Here is a 16,143-nt window from a genome sequence, read left to right on the forward strand (position 1 = left end):
CCATCCTTTCATTTATAAAGATACGTTATATTTTTAATGCAAAAATAATGCCACATCTGCAAAATTTACAGACGTGGCACTATTTAATTTCTATTCGTTATCTAATTGATGTTTATTTAGTTTATTGTAAAGTGTTGCACGTGAAACTCCCAATGTTCTTGCCGCCAGATTTTTATTACCACTTTCCTGTTCTAGTACGTTACGAATAACGTTTCTTTCATGTATCTTCATTTCTTCTTTTAAAGATAGAACTTTTTCTCTTTTAAAAGAATCTATCGTTTTTGTCGTCCCTGAAGAAACTCGTCTTACTCGCTCAGGAAGATCGCTGGAATGAACGACCTCACTTGTACTAAATACTACAATGTGTTCAATCACATTTTTCAATTCTCTTATGTTACCAGGCCATGAATATTCCATTAAGCTTTTCATTGCTTCAGGTGACACAAGCTCAATTTGACGTTGATACTTATTGGATAATTCGTATAGATAAAGATGAGCTATGTCGACAATATCATCTTTTCGCTCTCTCAAAGGCGGGATCGTTAGCGGAATGGTGTTTAACCGATAATATAAATCTTCTCTGAAGTTGCCTTCATGTACGAGTTTTTCTAAATCTTTATTGGTCGCAGCCACTACCCGGCAATCCACTTCAAGTTCTTTTGTTCCGCCAACTGGGAAATAACTATTCTCTTGTAATACCCTTAAAAACTTTACCTGCATATCCAAAGGAAGTTCACCAATTTCGTCTAAGAAAAGAGTCCCTCCCTTGGCAAGAGCAACTTTCCCCGCTTTTCCTTTATTTAATGCTCCAGAAAAAGCACCTTTTTCGTACCCAAACAATTCACTTTCAAATAAAGTTGGTGAGATAGCTCCACAATTAATCGCTATAAATGGAGCATTCTTATCTTCTCGAATATAATGGACCGCTTTAGCAAACAGTTCTTTTCCAACGCCTGTTTCTCCATGTATTAAAATCGTAGCATTGGTTGTAGATATTTTTTTGATTTTTTCTTTTACTTTTTCTAATTCTTCACTTTTGCCATTTATCATAAGAAAAGGATCGGGTTCAGCGTGGAACTTTTGCATTTTATTTTCTAAGTCACTTATTTTCTGGTTGGCTTGATAAAGTTCGCGATTTAGTTGTACTTGGCTTGTAACGTCCACTTCAGCTGCAACTGCACCAATGATTTCGCCTTCCAAATAAATAGGTTGAGAGTTTATAAGCACAAATAAATCCGGTCTTGGTTGATGCTGATATCGTTGAAAAGCCTGGCCTGTATACAACGAATCTCTACATTTTAACATTGATTCTTTAAAAAATTCTGTCATTTGTCTTCCCAATATATCTTCTTTCTTTATAGAAAAAATCTGCTCTGCCCCTGATGTCCACACTACGGTTCGTTCTTCTTCATCGATCATGGAGATAGAAGTGTCCATGGTATCAATCATCGCTTCAAAGTAAGCATTTAAATGTGCATAAGAAGCATATAGTTCTAAAAATGCTTGTTTAACATCTAAAACCCCTATTGGTTGATCACTTTTACCTACCACTACTGCTTGTTCCGCTTCTTCCAAAACAAGCATCATTTCTTTTAAAGATTCCGTTTTTTTTACAGTCGGAACAGAGACGGAGAAACAACTCACGAGCTCTTCCGTTAGTACTATATTATTTTTTTCTCGGCATACAAACTTAAAGTAATTGCCATCCTTTTGATAGTAGTACAAATGATTCTCATCCCGATACCCTTTGTGAATACTACTTAAAAGACTATTTATATTAGAAAAAAAGGACACATCCGTATCAATCAAATCTTCTACATTAGGAAGTTGATGTCTCATTATGGTACACGGCCCCCTGTATAAATATTTAGACTAGTATACAGTATTTTTATGTAAAGTGTAAAATTTATTAGACAGTATAACTTTCACAAAACCCAATAGCACTCCATGAACAAGAAGATCCAATATCATTTTTAAGTAGAGAAAATTCTTTATTCTTCCATTTAAACCCCTTGACCTTAAAATAAACAAGTTCTGCCAGTCCAAATGGTGGAGCCTTAGTTTTACTTATACTTTAATTCTTTAATAAAATTAAACATTCTTAAAGTAGAACAAAAAACAGGCTTGATACAAAATCGTGTCAAGCCTGCGTTCCCGTTTTGCAAAAGTCCTAATCTATTCAAGGTTCATAAAAATCTCTTCCGTCTCTGGTGTTTCTTCAATATATCCCGTCTCATTCAGCCATTCCATCGTTGCTTTCCAAGACTCGGCACTTTGGCTTCCAAAAGGTTCTTCTTCTGTTTCCATTTTGTCTAGCAGTACCTCAAGGCTTTCTTCTTCTACTTCCCGTTTTAGAGGAAAATTCTCCTGATCCTGGTGATCAAGCAAGATGTCTAGACTCTCATCTGGGTTTTCTTTCATAAATTCATAGCCCTTTTCAGCTGCTGCCCAGAACGAACGAATTTTTTCTTCGTTGTTTTCTATATTCTCTTCATTTGTCACCATGACGAGTTCATAAAATGGAGGGACTCCGTAATCGACCGGGTTAAGATAATCAACCTCGTGGCCTTCGTGTTCAAGAACCGGTACTTCATGGTTAATATAAGCTCCGACTACAGCGTCTGTTCTTTCCGTAACAATGGCTGAATTAAGTTCAAAACCGATGTCAATTAGTTCCACTTCATCAAAATTGCCGCCATCTTCTTCTACCATTGTTTCTAGAATCGGTTCATTTACGGGAATTCCCGGATATCCGACTTTTTTCCCTTCTAGATCTTGAGGGGAATCAATATCAGCACCTTCTAAGTGGACAACATGGTTTAACGGTGATCGTACGATAGCAGCAACAGAAACGACCGGCACTCCTTCATTTCGCGCTGTGATAACGTCCGGCTGATAAGTAATACCCAAGTCAACTTCCCCTGTGGCAGCAAGGTTTAAAGGATCCGTTGGGTTTGTCGGAAACTGAATGTTCACATCCAGACCTTCTTCTTCAAAATATCCCTTTTCCTGTGCCGCATATAAATAACTATGTACAGCGTTTGGATACCAATCCAGCATAACGTCTACTTCTTGAAGCTCTTCCTCTGCATCTTCATCTCCTGCTTGACTGTCTTCTTCATTACTTTCATCAGCATTGCATGCTCCAAGAGCAGTGATTGAAAATGCCAGCATCCATGCCATATTCTTACGTTTGTTTGTCTTCCACCATCTTTTGTTCATTCTTTATCACTCCATTTTGTTGTTGTTGTTTTTTCTAAAAGTTTTATGGCTAAAAATAATAAAATGCCTAACAAAGATAAAAGAACAATCGGAGCAAATACTCCTGCGCCATCCATTTGAGTCATCATACGGCGGCTAAAGTAGCCAAGCCCTGCGTTTGCCCCCAGCCATTCTCCAATAGCAGCTCCGATAACACTCATCGTTACCGCGACTTTCATACCAGAATAAAAATATGGAAGAGCAGATGGTACTTTTACTTTCATAAAGATTTGTTTAGAACTCGCTCCCATCGTTTTTAGCAACTCTTCAAATTCACGGCTTGCCGAACGCAGACCATCGAACGTGCTGACCGTAATAGGAAAAAACGTAATTAAAACAGTAACGGCTACCTTACTCCAAATCGAATATCCAAACCAAAGGACGAAAATAGGCGCAAGCGCTATAATTGGAATCGTCTGCGACGTAATGAGAAGCGGAAAAAAGCTCCGCTCGATCACTTCGTTTTGGTTCATCCAAACCGCAAGCCCTACTCCTGATACGATAGAAATGCCAAGTCCAATAAGGATAATATTTAACGTTGCCGGCAAATGCACGAAAAACAATATATCATGTAATTCCCACAGCTTAAGCAATATCTCTGTCGGGGAGGGCAGGATGTAACTTTTATCATAAAGCCGTGCTCCGACTTCCCACATCATTAAAAGAAGTGCCACAATAATGCCCGAACCTGCATAGGAAAGCCAGCTATTTACCCTTTTCTTTTTCATAGCTGCACCTTCGATGTCATTTTGTTTAGCAGCTCCTGTTTTAATGCCATAAATTCAGGATCGCTGCGAGTGTTTCTTTCTCTTGGACGGCTTAACGGAATGATGACTTCTTCTAAGTTATTCTCGATGGGCGGCTCGGTAAAAAGAAGGACACGGTCCGATAAAAACAGCGCCTCTTCTATATCATGTGTAATAAAAATCAGTGTTTTCTGCCAGGTGCTCCATTGTTCAAGCAGCCACTCCTGCATGGAAAAACGAGTCATAGAATCAAGAGCGCTAAACGGTTCATCGAGCAGCAAAATGTCATTTCCGCTCAGCATCGCTCGTAAAAACGACACCCTTTGTCTCATCCCGCCGGATAGTTCGTGGGGATATTGGTGCTCTGTGCCTGCCAGGCCGAACTTTTCTAAGTGACTTATTACTTGTTTTCTGGCTTCTTTTTTCCGTACGCCCTTTATTTCCAACGGCAGCACGCCGTTTTCTAACACGGTTCTCCAAGGAAGCAGCAAATCATTTTGCGGCATATAGCCCACTTTACCTAGACGATTTTTTTCTTCTTTTTGGTTAATGAAAATGTTTCCTTCGGCTGGATTCTCCAGCCCCGTCGCCAGCCTGAAAAACGTAGACTTCCCGGAACCGCTTGGCCCAAGCAGGCTGACAAATTCACCTTTACGGATATCAACGTTAAGCTGTTGAAAGATAGAAGAAGATTCCTGGCCGTAATGAAAAGAGACTTGTTGAAAGTGAAGTTGGGAACCAGATGATTCTGGATTGATATTGTTTGTTTTAACCATAAGGCAGCCGCTCTTTCTGCCTGGCTGGATACCAGCATTTTATATATTCCATGCTCTTTTCATCCTTTCTTTTCTCAAAAAATATGGTCTTGCTCTTTTATTTCAACACTCTTCGTTTGGGATTCAGCGCTTTGCTTCTTTTGCTGCGCTTCCCCCATTGGAATTCAGCACTTCCAATAAAAAACCACTCTAGCGAAAGAGTGGTAGTGGTTGTGGGCATAAAAGAAATGGACAAGCCCATATCCGAGGCTGATCTTTATCATTTATTTTATGCTCGCTCACACTTCCCTCCGCTAGTTCTAACTAGTTCAGGTTCCAGGGTTAGGATAATAAAATCCCTCTCAGCTATTTTCTAGCACCCCTAGTGTGGAAGTTATTCTTATTTTCATTTGCTACTTTGTACTTATATCTATCTTCCACATTAGCATAAATACTTTCATTCGAAAACCTTTATAGCTTATAAAACGTCTCGTTTCTGCACAAATTAGAGATATCATTTTAGGAAGGAGGATTTTGATGGAACGAGAAAAACGCCCGCCAAGAAACATCCCAAATAACCAGCAAGAAGAAGAATGGAGAGAGTTTCCTGCTCCACAGGAACAAGTCGCTGACGCATTTGTGGAAGGAACGGTAGTCGGAGAAATAGAAGAAGATCGAGAGGCTGACATTCCACCCGATGAAGAAGGTATTATGGAAAGCGAAGAAGAATAATCACGAAAAGCACAACCCCTTGAAAAAAGTACACAGCACCTGTAACAATGCCAAACTGGCTTGTACAGGAGGTACTGTTTTTGCCCAGAACGTTCTCTGTTTTAGCAGCATCCTTTATTAAATTAGAGCTCAATACCTCCATTTTAAAAAGGGAGCATGCCTAACATCCGTTGCAGCTGCTCCCTTTCACATTCTCATCGCTCTCACACCCTTTTTAATGCCAGATACCCCCTAATAAGATATATGTTAGATTTTATCAACTGCCCTCTTGTCTACACGCATAAACAATAATATTCTCATTTTTCCGCCATCACTTCTTTCCTTATGTTAACTCTTCCATTCTTTTTTAATATTACTCACTTACGGCCGAAACATAGGGTAGTATTTTCCATATATCACCTCTGTATCTGCCATATTGATGGGAGGAATCATTTATTTGACTATATATTCTCACAAACAAATACGTAGAAAAACACCCAATTCCTTAATATTGAGAAAATTTTATTCTTATGAGGAGATTATCTAACCTTTTTCAGCCAGCCTAATTCCTCAGATATTTCAACCGCCGCTCGTGTGACCAGTCGAATATTGTTTTTTAATTGTGTTTCTTGAAATCTCGTTTCCGGTCCTGCAATACTTAGAGAAGCCACCACTTTATTCTCCCAAGAAAAAATAGGTGCCGCAACACTTGCTGTTCCTTCTGTCGTTTCACCAAATGACATAGCAAAACCCTGGTTATTAATGATAAGAAGTTCTTCTTTTAATTTCTTAGGATCATTTATTGTTTTTTCTTGTACTAATTCCTCTATAATTTTATTTCTTTCCAAGAGGTTGAAAAAAGCTAACATCACTTTCTTAGAGGCACCTACTGAAAGAGGGAGTCTCATGCCTGTCGGCTCTGCTATTTTTAAAAGCTGCGGTGAGTCGATACAATCAATAAACACGCCTTCATTGTTTTCAGGCACGGTTAAATATACACTCTCTTTTGATCTGCCAGCAATTTTTTCCATTACCGGAAGAGCAGCGTTTCGAACCGATAAATTATCTCTTATCGACAAGCCAAGTTCCATTAAAGCAAGACCGAGTCGGAACTTTTTTGTCTCCTTGTTTTTGTACACAAATCCACACTCTGACAAACAAGTTAACAAACGGTGTACTGTCTGAACGGGAAGGTTAAGTCTTCGGCTTATTTCTGTAGCACTCCACTCTTCCTTTTCTTCACTCGGTTTAATCGTTGTTAACAAGGTTATAAACTTGCTAACCACACCTGACATTCTTGTTCCCCCTTATCTAAAAAGATAGAGTGTCAATACTATGATAAGTTAATGAACTTATATTTTTAAAAGTTCTGTTATATTTATTTACACGCTTTCTTTCCATATGGAAACATTGCCTCATATGATGGAAACATAGTCATGTGTTATATTGGATTAGCAACATATTATGAAATAATACCATTTTTTGTAAGGGGAACTAGACTTTCCAGTAAGTCATAGAATATACGGGATTTTTGCTTACAACTTCCCTAATAGAGTCAAAAAGGAGAGAAGAGCAAAAATGAAAAACCTTCCTGTTTTTGTATATGGAACATTACGACATGGACTACGGAATTATCAAAGCTATTTGAATGGAAGAACAGAAAAGGAGGTTCCTGCTACTACAAAGGGACGAATGGTGTGTGTAGAAAACGGATCTTTTCCTTGCCTTTTTCCCGAAGGAAATAATATCATTCAAGGAGAGTTAATGTACATTTCAGATGAGATCTTTCCTGAGGTGCTAAAGGATCTGGACTGGGTCGAAGGGTATGACGAAGCGGATCTGGAAAATAGCATGTATGAAAGAAAAGTGGTAACCGTCGAAAATAAAAACGGAGAAAAAGTAGAAGCTTTTATTTATTATTGGAACGTAAACGGCGGGATAGGGGAATACATACCAAGCGGCTGCTGGGTTACGCATGTATCAAGGGAAAAAGAGAAAACTAATTAACAAAGAGAAAATAAAATTAATAAAAGGGATGCCCCAAGTAACAATCATCTTGGAGCATCCCTTTATTTGTATTAATTATTTCCAAATGCTAGTTCCCCATAAAATGCTGCTTGGTATCTATCTCTGATATCGTCAAGCGTATAAGGTTTGGGGCTGCGAGCTAAGAGTCTTGTTTGCTCGATACCGCTTTTGGCGAGCTGTTCTATATCCTTTTCTTTAATACCGAATTTATCCAGAGTAGATGGAATTCCGACCTCGTCGACGATATGCTTCAATTCTTTTACTGCAGTAATGGCTGTTTCACGTTTATTAAAGTTATCAGATTTTACGCCCAGTGCGTCAGCCATTAACACCATTTTATCGATACAAGCCGGCCAGATATAGTCAAAAATATAAGGAAGCAGCACTGCATTTGATTCGCCGTGCGGTATTTTAAACAATCCTCCTAATGGATACGCAAGCGCATGAACACCTGCAACACCAGCATTATAAAAGCTCATCCCTGCCGTCATGCTGCCCCATGCCATATTTCTTCTCGCTTCTACGTCTCCCCCATTCCAGACAGCCGTCCGGATATTGGATGAAATTCGTTTAATTGCATCCAAAGCTAAGGCATCGGTTAGCGGAGTAGCGTTAACCGAAATCAGCGCTTCCACGGCGTGGGTGAGCGCATCTACTCCAGCGGAAGCTGTAATCCGTGCCGGCAGAGTATAGGTGAGCTCTGGGTCGACCACCGCTGCATCAGCTAGTAAGTTTTCATGCGTAATCGCGTCTTTCGTGTTTTTCAGTGTAAATACTGATATATCGGTCACTTCTGCGCCTGTGCCCGATGTTGTAGGAATTAATATTTTTGGAAGCCCTTTGGATGTGAACTTTTTCGTGCCCGTCAAGTTCAAGTAGTCCTCTACTTTCCCTTCATTCTCTTTTAATACAGCCACTACTTTTGCGATATCTAATGAACTTCCGCCGCCGATACCGATTACAAAATCAGCATTAAAATCTTTAACAGCCTGCAGCGCTTTATTTCCTATTTCAAGCGGAGGTTCAGGAATCAGATCTGAATAAATGTTATATTCTAATCCTGCGTTGTTTAGCTGATCTTCTAATTTTTTTACAATCCCTGCATCTATGACACCTGGATCCGCAAACACCATGATTCTTTCTGCTTTATAAGACTGAACAATGGAGGGCACCTCTTGAATGGAACCTTCTCCTGATACAATTTTTATTGGCGAAGCAAAGGTTTTATACATTTATATCACACACTCCTTCTCTATTAACTGTTTATTTTCACATTAGAATGTGATGGAACATTTGCTGGTTTTGATGCAGCCAGCGTGACGATATACATGACAATCATACTTACTAATACACCGATACCGGCTGCTCCAAATGGGTTGGAAAAGTTAAAACCAAACGGTAAATAAACAGTCCAGTAAGTAACTGTACCCAGAGAAGCGAAGACAAAGCAGCCTTCTTCGTTGCTCTTTCCCAAAGAGCTCCGACTACAAGTGGTCCGGCTGCAGCCGCCATAATTCCGCCGATACCAATCCACATAAACACAGCCAAATATTGCGGCGGTGTCCATGCAAGCACTATAGCAGCAATAAAACGACAAACGTGCTGTAACGACTGATTAAGAGTTCATTTCTTTCTGCTTTCTCTTTTGTGATGCTCATTTTTGGCACAAACGTTTTACGATACAAATCATTAGCTAACAATTGTGTAAGAGAAACAATCAGTCCGTCTGATGTAGACATAACCGCTGACAATACAGCTACGGCAAAAAAGGCTGCGACCACAGGCGGAAAGATTTCACTAAACAGTACCGGTACATTTTGGTCTGGAGAGATACCTGCATCGCTTCCTACTACAGCTAGTCCAAGCAAACCGCCAAGTGCCATTAGAGGTAGAATGGTTGCAAAAATCGTACAATACATAATAAGTTTTTTAAGGTCACGGCCGGACTTCACTGCCATGAATTTGTTTCCTAAGTGAGGGAGAACAGCAAAAAGCAAGTGTGCAATGAATAGTAGTGCGACAAGCCAGAAAGCTCCGTACGTGTTATCTCCCGGTAAGAACAACTGATTTATTCCGCCTTCTGGATTTTCATTTTCAATCGTGGCAAGCATATCGCCAAATCCTCCGTCAACACCTACGCTTCCGATGAAGCAAAAGAACACCACAAGAGCTACAATGACCATTAAAAATCCTTGAATAGCGTCTGTCATAATGTCAGAGTGTGATCCACCCATGAACACGTAAGTCGCAAGAACGACAGCCGTTATAATGATATCGGTTTCATAATTGACACCCATCATTGTCTGAAACATCGTAGCTGCGGCAACAAATTGAGAAACAACATAGAAAATTAATAAGATCGATATAATGGTCAATGCAATACGAAGAATATCACTTTTACAGCGTTCACCGATAAATTCCGGAATCGTTCTAGTACCGAATTTATCTCCATATTTTTTGATCACTTTTGCTACAAATAACATCCCAATGACGGTGGCAATCGAGTAAAGCAATGGGTACCACAAACTTGGCGTCCCGATATCATAGGAAAGACCGGGCATCCCCATAAATGTGGAACCACTTGAAATTCCGGCAGCTATAACAAGGGCGACCGCAAACGGTCCATAACCTAGAACGTGCTGTTGCAAAGTCATCAGATGTATTCGTTTTTCTCATTCCAAACCAGCCCATAAAAAGCATCAAACCGATAAAAAGAGCCATGAAGAGCCATGAGTACATTACAATGGTACTGTTCATCGTTCCAGCCTCCTATTCCTTTACATTTAACAAATTTGTTTTCCACAAAATAAGCGCCATCCCAATCCAAGTGCTAGATATTAAAACCGCTATAATCACGAGCATATTCATACTTTTGCTGCCTCCTTTTTGATAAATTGAAAGATTTCAGGAAATTTTTCTATTCTGTCAGCGGAATCGGTCATCGGTTCATACAAAAAAAATTTTCTGTTTTTTGGTCCAGCGTCCGCTTTTTTCAATAAGGTGGTAAGGGACATAAACTGCGGAACTGGACAATCGTTTTATTTTTGGCACACTCCAAGAACGAGCATGATAAAGATAATAGCGGCGGACTGTTTCAAACGCCTCATCTATGCTTTCCTGTTCATCCATAACCGTTTCCATGACAGCAGCTGCCGCTTCTCACACGGTTTGTCATCATCGTCATTTTCTCTTTTCTTTGTCCAAAGATAGAACGATACTCTATCATCCACTCTGTAGCGTATTGCGGATAATAGATGGAAGCAGAATCTTCTTTGTTATGACAATCAAAAACAGGAAGTTTCATTGCTTTCACCTACCCTTTGTAGTTGAGGCTGATCATTTTCAGTTCTGTCATTTCTTCGATCGCATATTTTACGCCTTCTCTACCGTAACCAGAATCTTTCACGCCGCCATATGGCATGTGGTCAAAGCGAAGGGTTGGCACGTCATTAATAAGTACTTGTCCGACTTCGAGTTGGTGCGCCATATTCATAGCTTGAGATAAGTTATTGCTAAAGATCCCAGCATTTAGGCCATAGCGGCTGTCATTCATCTGCTCAAGCGCTTCAGAGGCATTTTTTACTTTATTGATCAGCACAACCGGGCCGAAAACTTCATTGCATGAAATTTTTTCGTTTCGATCCACATTCGCAAGTACAGTCGGAAGAACCCCATTTGCTTTTCCTTTTCCGCCGGTTAACACTTCCGCTCCATTGGCTTTCGCTTCAGCAATCCAATCTAGTACACGCTGCTGTGATTTTTTATTAATTAAACTAGAAACAACTGTACTCTCTTCCGCAGGATCGCCGAACACTATTTCTTTTGTTTTTACTGCAAGAGCTTGTTTAAAAGGTTCAAAGAGTGATTCGTGAACATAAATGCGCTGTGTACTCAGGCAAACCTGGCCGTTATAAGAAAACGCTCCAGCAGCTGCTTTGCTTGCTATGTCATTTAATTGATCCGCGCAGCTTTCATCCACATACATAGCTGCATTGCTGCCAAGTTCAAGTGTTACTCGTTTCAACCCAGCCTTGCTTTTTATAAGCTTGCCGACTTCTGGACTTCCGGTAAAAGAGATCTTTTTCACTCTTTCGTCCTGGTTCATTACTTCTCCAAGTGCCGGTCCATCTCCAGGAATAACGGCGATTGCACCTTTTGGCAGACCGGACTGTGTTAAAATTTCTGCTAATAATATGCTTGAAAGCGGCGTTTGTTCAGCTGGTTTAATAACGACGGGGTTGCCTGCTGCCACGGCTGGTCCAACTTTATGTGTTGTTAAATTTAATGGAAAATTAAATGGAGTAATAGCACCAATCACCCCGAGCGGTTCATGGATCGTAAAAGCATCCCGGCCTTCTCCGCCTTCAGCGGCATCAAGAGACAAGTATTCTCCGTTTAATCGTTTTGCTTCTTCTCCTGAAAAACGCAGCGTCTGGATTGTGCGGTTGACTTCCCCTCTTGCAGCTTTAATCGGTTTGCTCGCCTCTTTTGAGATGATTTGAGCAGCTTCTTCCTGTCTTTCTAGTAATCTATCGGCAGCTTCAAATAAGATGTTGGCACGCTGGTTTGATGTCAACGCTTTCATTTCTGCAAAATTATTATGTGCTGCCGAAATAGCTTCTTTCATATCTTCCTGTGTGCCTTGTGTAATATTTGCAATTTTTTCTTCTGTATGCGGATGATACAATGGGTACGTATTATTTGTTATTTTTTCCTCTCCATTTAGAAACAATCCTTTTAACATAATGCCCTCCCTGTTCTAATCGTGAATACGTATTCTTTAATTTGGAAAAGAAAGACCGTGCTTTTTACAGCTTGCACGTTGTCTTTCGCTGATACAAAATCGGATCCATTGTGATGCGGACCTGCTCTTTAGGATCATCACTGTCTTCAATCAACTCAATCAAATGCTCTATTCCCAACCTGCCGAGATTTTTATCGGTCTCATGCCCAATGGTAGTTAACTCGAAGGCATGGTGACGAGCCATTCTCACATTATCCATGCCGCAAATACTAATGTCTTCTGGAATACCGTAGCCGAGCTCTTTGAGCGTATCAATCGCAAAAATAGCTATAGCGTCAGTCGCCGCAAATATAGCAGTTGGTTTATGCTTTCGCCCCATCATTTTCAAGACAGCTTCGCGGACAGCTTCCTCACTCGTATCTGTTTCATGTATAAGAGCCTGGTCTAAAGCAGTACGTTTTTCGATCTCTTTGCGAAAGCCGGTGTACCTGCCATAGAAAGTAGACGTATATAAAGGTCCGCCTATATAACCGATTTTTTCGTGCCCCAAATCTATAAGGTGATCTGCTGCCATCTTCCCTGCTTTTTCATTATCAATTTCTACAAAATTGCCACCCTTGTTGTGTTTTCTGTTAAACATTACAAATGGTATATTTAACGATTGCAGCTCTTCATAAATAGGATCATCCATAAAAATAGAAGATAAAATAAGACCATCAAGCTGCATCGATAACACCGATTCATATACGGACATATTATCGCCCATATTTTCAAAAAACACATTCATTTTATAACCCTTTTCATTTGCATAGTTAACGATAGAAGTTGTAGTTTCCACGAAAAAAGGGTTGTGTAAGGGACCAGAAATTAAAGCAAGTGTTTTCGTTTGTTTGCTGACAAGAGATCTCGCGATAGAATTCGGGCGGTAGTTCAGGTCTTTCATTGCCTTTGTAACTTTTTCAATATTGTCTTTGCTTACACTCGGTGAGTCATTTAATACCCTAGAGACAGTTGATTGAGATACTCCTGCTCGTTTTGCTACATCTTTTGATGAAACCATAACAGCTCCTTTAAATTGAATTCGTATTCAAATTGTTTATGTACATCATACTAATTTTTCATTCTATTTTTGTCAACCTTAAAACCATTCTATGATCTATATTTTTTTAAATTTTTAGATAAACCATTTACTTTTGTATCCGTTTCCATTTATAATATTTCCGTGAATACGTATTCTATATTGGTATGAAATGACATAAGGAGTGAACGGATATGGCAGTTTTTTTAAAAAAGGAAAAAGTGAAGAAGAAATACAAGCAGCAGACACAAAAGTGCAAAAGCTGTCAAAAACATTATTGAAGATGTAGAAAACCGAGGAGACGAGGCAGTCAACGAACTATCAGACCGATTTGACAAATGGATTCCGGACAGCTTCCTTCTATCAGAATCTGAAAATTGAAAGTATTGTAGCTTCTGTTCCAGATGAAGTGATTGAAGATATAAAGTTTGCCCAAAAACAGATTAGAAACTTTGCTGAACATCAAGGAGATTCTATTCAAGATATTCGAAGTAGAAACAAGACCAGGAGTTATTCTCGGCCATAAAAACATCCCCGTTAACAGTGTAGGCTGCTACATTCCGGGCGGGCGCTACACAATGGTGGCTTCTTCTCATATGAGTATATTAACAGCAAAAGTAGCTGGTGTAGAACGGATTATTGCTTGCACGCCTCCTTCTCAAGGGGAAATTCCAGCAGCAACCGTATTAGCAATGCATTTAGCCGGTACAGATGAAATTTACATCCTTGGCGGGGTTCAAGCCATGACTGCTATGGCTGTCGGCACAGAAACCATTGAGCCGGTTGATATGATGTCGGGCCTGGCAACCCGTTCGTTGCAGAAACAAAACGTCAGCTGTTTGGCCGCGTCGGTATTGATTTATTTGCCGGCCCAACCGAAACGCTCGTTATCGCTGACGAATCAGCAGACGTAGAAATGGTCGCAACCGATATATTAGGACAAGCTGAACATGGACCAACCTCACCTGGCGCGTTAATTAGTACTTCTAAAGAACTTGCCGAATCACTCGAAGACGAGATTTCCCGTCGGCTGAAATCCCTGTCCACAGCTGATGTAGCAGAAGCATCTTGGCGTGACAACGGCTCTATTATTCTAGTAGACAGCCTCGAAGAAGCCGTCACTGAAGCTGATAAATTAACATATGAACATGTAGAAGTCATTACGGATGACCCTGATTCCTTCCTTAAAAAATCTATCAAACTACGGCGCTCTGTTTTTAGGACCAGAAACAAACGTAGCATACGGCGATAAAGTCATTGGTACAAACCACACACTGCCAACGAAAAAAGCAGCCCGCTACACCGGTGGTATCTGGGTCGGTAAGTTTCTTAAAAACTGCACGTACCAAAAAGCAACCAAAGAAGCAAGCGTCGAGATTGGGCAGTATGCTGAACGTCTTTGCGATCTTGAAGGGTTTATGGGTCATAAAGAACAAGTATCCCTTCGCGTGAGACGATACAGCGGAAATTAAGATGGACTTGAAAAAGAGACATGAAAGGCAATTATTTCACCCTCATGCCTCTATTTTCTTATCAATTACTGTTTACAGCTTTTCCATGAATCTAAAACAGTCTTTCGAATATCTGGGTTTGTTCACCTAAAAGACAGGTTTTTTTATAACATAAACTTCCGCATATCTTCGTATGATATTTTTTTATTGCAGACCAATTTCTGTGGCCATCATTCACTTTCGCTATTGCTTTACTTTTTTACATGGTACATTAACAATCTTACGAGGTGCTGGCACAAGATGTTATTTTTGGCTAACAACACTGCGGAATTTCGGCGATAATTTTCTTAGTCTAGAGGCTCCATTATTTTATAATACTTTTCTATGCTATTTTTTCATCTTATCTTTTAAATGCTCTTTTAGAAAATTAATAAGAACGTTGGTCACTTTTGGCTGCACCCACTCTATTCCTCCGTGACCTGCCCCTTTTACCACGTAACGCGTGGAATCGATATCTTCATTTATCAGCGATTCATGTAACATTTCGGTCTGACTTGGAAGGACCAGATTATCGCTATCCCCGTGCAACACTAAAAATGGTGGAGCATCTTCCGTTATATAAGAAATGGGATTTGCTTCATTTGCTGCTTTTGGATTGTCATGGATCGAACCGCCAGGCCCAAAAACTGCTGGACCGTTCACCCACATCGCTTCTGGCGCGGATGGAGAGTCATGAAGTGCTGCGGCTTCTTCCGGTTTTCCTTCTCCCACTTTTGTAAGATCAGAGAGTCCATATAAATTGATAACAGCTTGTACGTCACTGCTTTCCTCTAAATGGGTACCCGTGTCAAATGTATCTATTCCATTGGTTACTCCTGCAAATGAGGAGAGATATCCCCCGGCAGAGCTTCCCATTACTGCGATGCGGTCGGGATCTATGTTGAACTTTTCCGCGTTGGCACGTAAATAGCGAATGGCCGATTTTTCATCTTCTAACGGTGAAGGAAATGAACTTTGGGGTGTTACCCGATATCCCATACTCGCCACGACAAACCCTGCTTCAGCTATATCAAAACGCTGCTGAATGCTTTTATCATGATTCGCTGACATAAAACCGCCGCCCGGAATAAATAGAACTGCGGGCTGTGCTTCTTCCCTTTGCGGCTGCAGCACTTCCATTTCCAGTGGAATGTTTGGATAGCCGTATGTGTAAGGCTAAGAAAATACGACATCTGAAATCAAATCCACATACGGATCTTTTACTGGTACTCAAGCTGTTTAGACTTCGTATCCGCCTGGGCGAAAACAACCGTTACGAAAGATACAATAATAGTAAGTACGATAAATAATGTTCTTTTCATATTAACCT

The 16,143-nt window shown here is 40.2% G+C and carries 15 protein-coding genes, 1 pseudogene and 1 riboswitch; of the genes and pseudogenes, 3 read left to right on the forward strand and 13 right to left on the reverse strand.

Annotated elements, in window-relative coordinates; all coding sequences use genetic code 11:
• Positions 1-90: 90 nt before the first annotated feature.
• The 4 genes from CEF16_RS12775 to CEF16_RS12790 form a co-directional block, all read right to left on the reverse strand.
• Complete coding sequence (locus CEF16_RS12775) at positions 91-1,839, reverse strand: sigma-54 interaction domain-containing protein (protein ID WP_091583898.1); 1,749 nt, start codon at positions 1,837-1,839, stop codon at positions 91-93.
• Positions 1,840-2,175: 336 nt separating this feature from the next.
• Positions 2,176-3,222, reverse strand: a complete 1,047-nt coding sequence (locus CEF16_RS12780; protein ID WP_245917856.1) for an ABC transporter substrate-binding protein — start codon at positions 3,220-3,222, stop codon at positions 2,176-2,178.
• Positions 3,219-3,989 carry an ABC transporter permease gene (locus CEF16_RS12785; protein WP_091583895.1) on the reverse strand — a complete coding sequence of 257 codons (771 nt, stop codon included), beginning with the start codon at positions 3,987-3,989 and terminating at the stop codon, positions 3,219-3,221. The genes CEF16_RS12780 and CEF16_RS12785 overlap by 4 nt, the downstream gene beginning before the upstream one ends.
• Entirely contained in the window at positions 3,986-4,783 is a 798-nt protein-coding gene (locus CEF16_RS12790; RefSeq protein WP_091583893.1) for an ABC transporter ATP-binding protein, read from the reverse strand. The genes CEF16_RS12785 and CEF16_RS12790 overlap by 4 nt, the downstream gene beginning before the upstream one ends.
• Before the next feature lie 268 nt (positions 4,784-5,051).
• A riboswitch (TPP riboswitch) is annotated at positions 5,052-5,156 on the reverse strand.
• Positions 5,157-5,299: 143 nt separating this feature from the next.
• On the opposite strand from CEF16_RS12790, the gene CEF16_RS12795 reads away from it, so the two are divergent.
• Complete coding sequence (locus tag CEF16_RS12795; protein ID WP_091583890.1) at positions 5,300-5,494, forward strand: hypothetical protein; 195 nt, start codon at positions 5,300-5,302, stop codon at positions 5,492-5,494.
• Between the two features lie 518 nt (positions 5,495-6,012).
• On the opposite strand, the gene CEF16_RS12800 is transcribed toward CEF16_RS12795, so the two are convergent.
• Positions 6,013-6,768 carry an IclR family transcriptional regulator gene (locus CEF16_RS12800; RefSeq protein ID WP_091583888.1) on the reverse strand — a complete coding sequence of 252 codons (756 nt, stop codon included), beginning with the start codon at positions 6,766-6,768 and terminating at the stop codon, positions 6,013-6,015.
• A 283-nt stretch (positions 6,769-7,051) separates the two neighbouring features.
• Between CEF16_RS12800 and CEF16_RS12805 the strand changes: the two genes are divergently transcribed.
• A complete protein-coding gene (locus CEF16_RS12805; RefSeq protein WP_091583885.1) occupies positions 7,052-7,480 on the forward strand; it encodes a gamma-glutamylcyclotransferase family protein in 429 nt (142 codons plus the stop codon).
• Between the two features lie 71 nt (positions 7,481-7,551).
• On the opposite strand, the gene CEF16_RS12810 is transcribed toward CEF16_RS12805, so the two are convergent.
• From CEF16_RS12810 to CEF16_RS12835, 7 genes are all read right to left on the reverse strand, one after another.
• Entirely contained in the window at positions 7,552-8,733 is a 1,182-nt protein-coding gene (locus tag CEF16_RS12810; RefSeq protein WP_091583882.1) for an iron-containing alcohol dehydrogenase, read from the reverse strand.
• A 112-nt stretch (positions 8,734-8,845) separates the two neighbouring features.
• Positions 8,846-9,076 carry a hypothetical protein gene (locus CEF16_RS24435; RefSeq protein ID WP_245917857.1) on the reverse strand — a complete coding sequence of 77 codons (231 nt, stop codon included), beginning with the start codon at positions 9,074-9,076 and terminating at the stop codon, positions 8,846-8,848.
• A complete protein-coding gene (locus CEF16_RS12815) occupies positions 9,076-10,155 on the reverse strand; it encodes a sodium:solute symporter family protein (protein WP_245917858.1) in 1,080 nt (359 codons plus the stop codon). The genes CEF16_RS24435 and CEF16_RS12815 overlap by 1 nt, the downstream gene beginning before the upstream one ends.
• 292 nt (positions 10,156-10,447) lie before the next feature.
• The gene (locus tag CEF16_RS12820) at positions 10,448-10,642 is read right to left on the reverse strand and encodes a hypothetical protein (protein WP_091583879.1); all 195 of its coding nucleotides are present in this window, start codon (positions 10,640-10,642) and stop codon (positions 10,448-10,450) included.
• Positions 10,623-10,805, reverse strand: coding sequence for a hypothetical protein (locus CEF16_RS12825; protein WP_091583876.1), 183 nt, complete (start codon positions 10,803-10,805; stop codon positions 10,623-10,625). Before CEF16_RS12825 ends, CEF16_RS12820 begins: the two co-directional genes overlap by 20 nt.
• A gap of 9 nt (positions 10,806-10,814) precedes the next feature.
• On the reverse strand, positions 10,815-12,245 hold the full coding sequence (locus tag CEF16_RS12830) for an aldehyde dehydrogenase family protein (RefSeq protein ID WP_091583874.1): 1,431 nt from the start codon (positions 12,243-12,245) through the stop codon (positions 10,815-10,817).
• A gap of 64 nt (positions 12,246-12,309) precedes the next feature.
• Positions 12,310-13,305, reverse strand: coding sequence for a LacI family DNA-binding transcriptional regulator (locus tag CEF16_RS12835; RefSeq protein WP_091583871.1), 996 nt, complete (start codon positions 13,303-13,305; stop codon positions 12,310-12,312).
• Between the two features lie 271 nt (positions 13,306-13,576).
• Here CEF16_RS12835 and hisD point away from each other — a divergent pair.
• A pseudogene (gene hisD / locus CEF16_RS12840) lies at positions 13,577-14,795 on the forward strand (histidinol dehydrogenase).
• A 366-nt stretch (positions 14,796-15,161) separates the two neighbouring features.
• Here hisD and CEF16_RS12845 read toward each other — a convergent pair.
• Positions 15,162-15,953, reverse strand: coding sequence for an alpha/beta hydrolase (locus CEF16_RS12845; protein WP_091583868.1), 792 nt, complete (start codon positions 15,951-15,953; stop codon positions 15,162-15,164).
• Positions 15,954-16,143 lie beyond the last annotated feature (190 nt).

This window comes from Alteribacillus bidgolensis, from assembly GCF_002886255.1.
Classification (GTDB): Bacteria; Bacillota; Bacilli; order Bacillales; family Marinococcaceae; genus Alteribacillus; species Alteribacillus bidgolensis.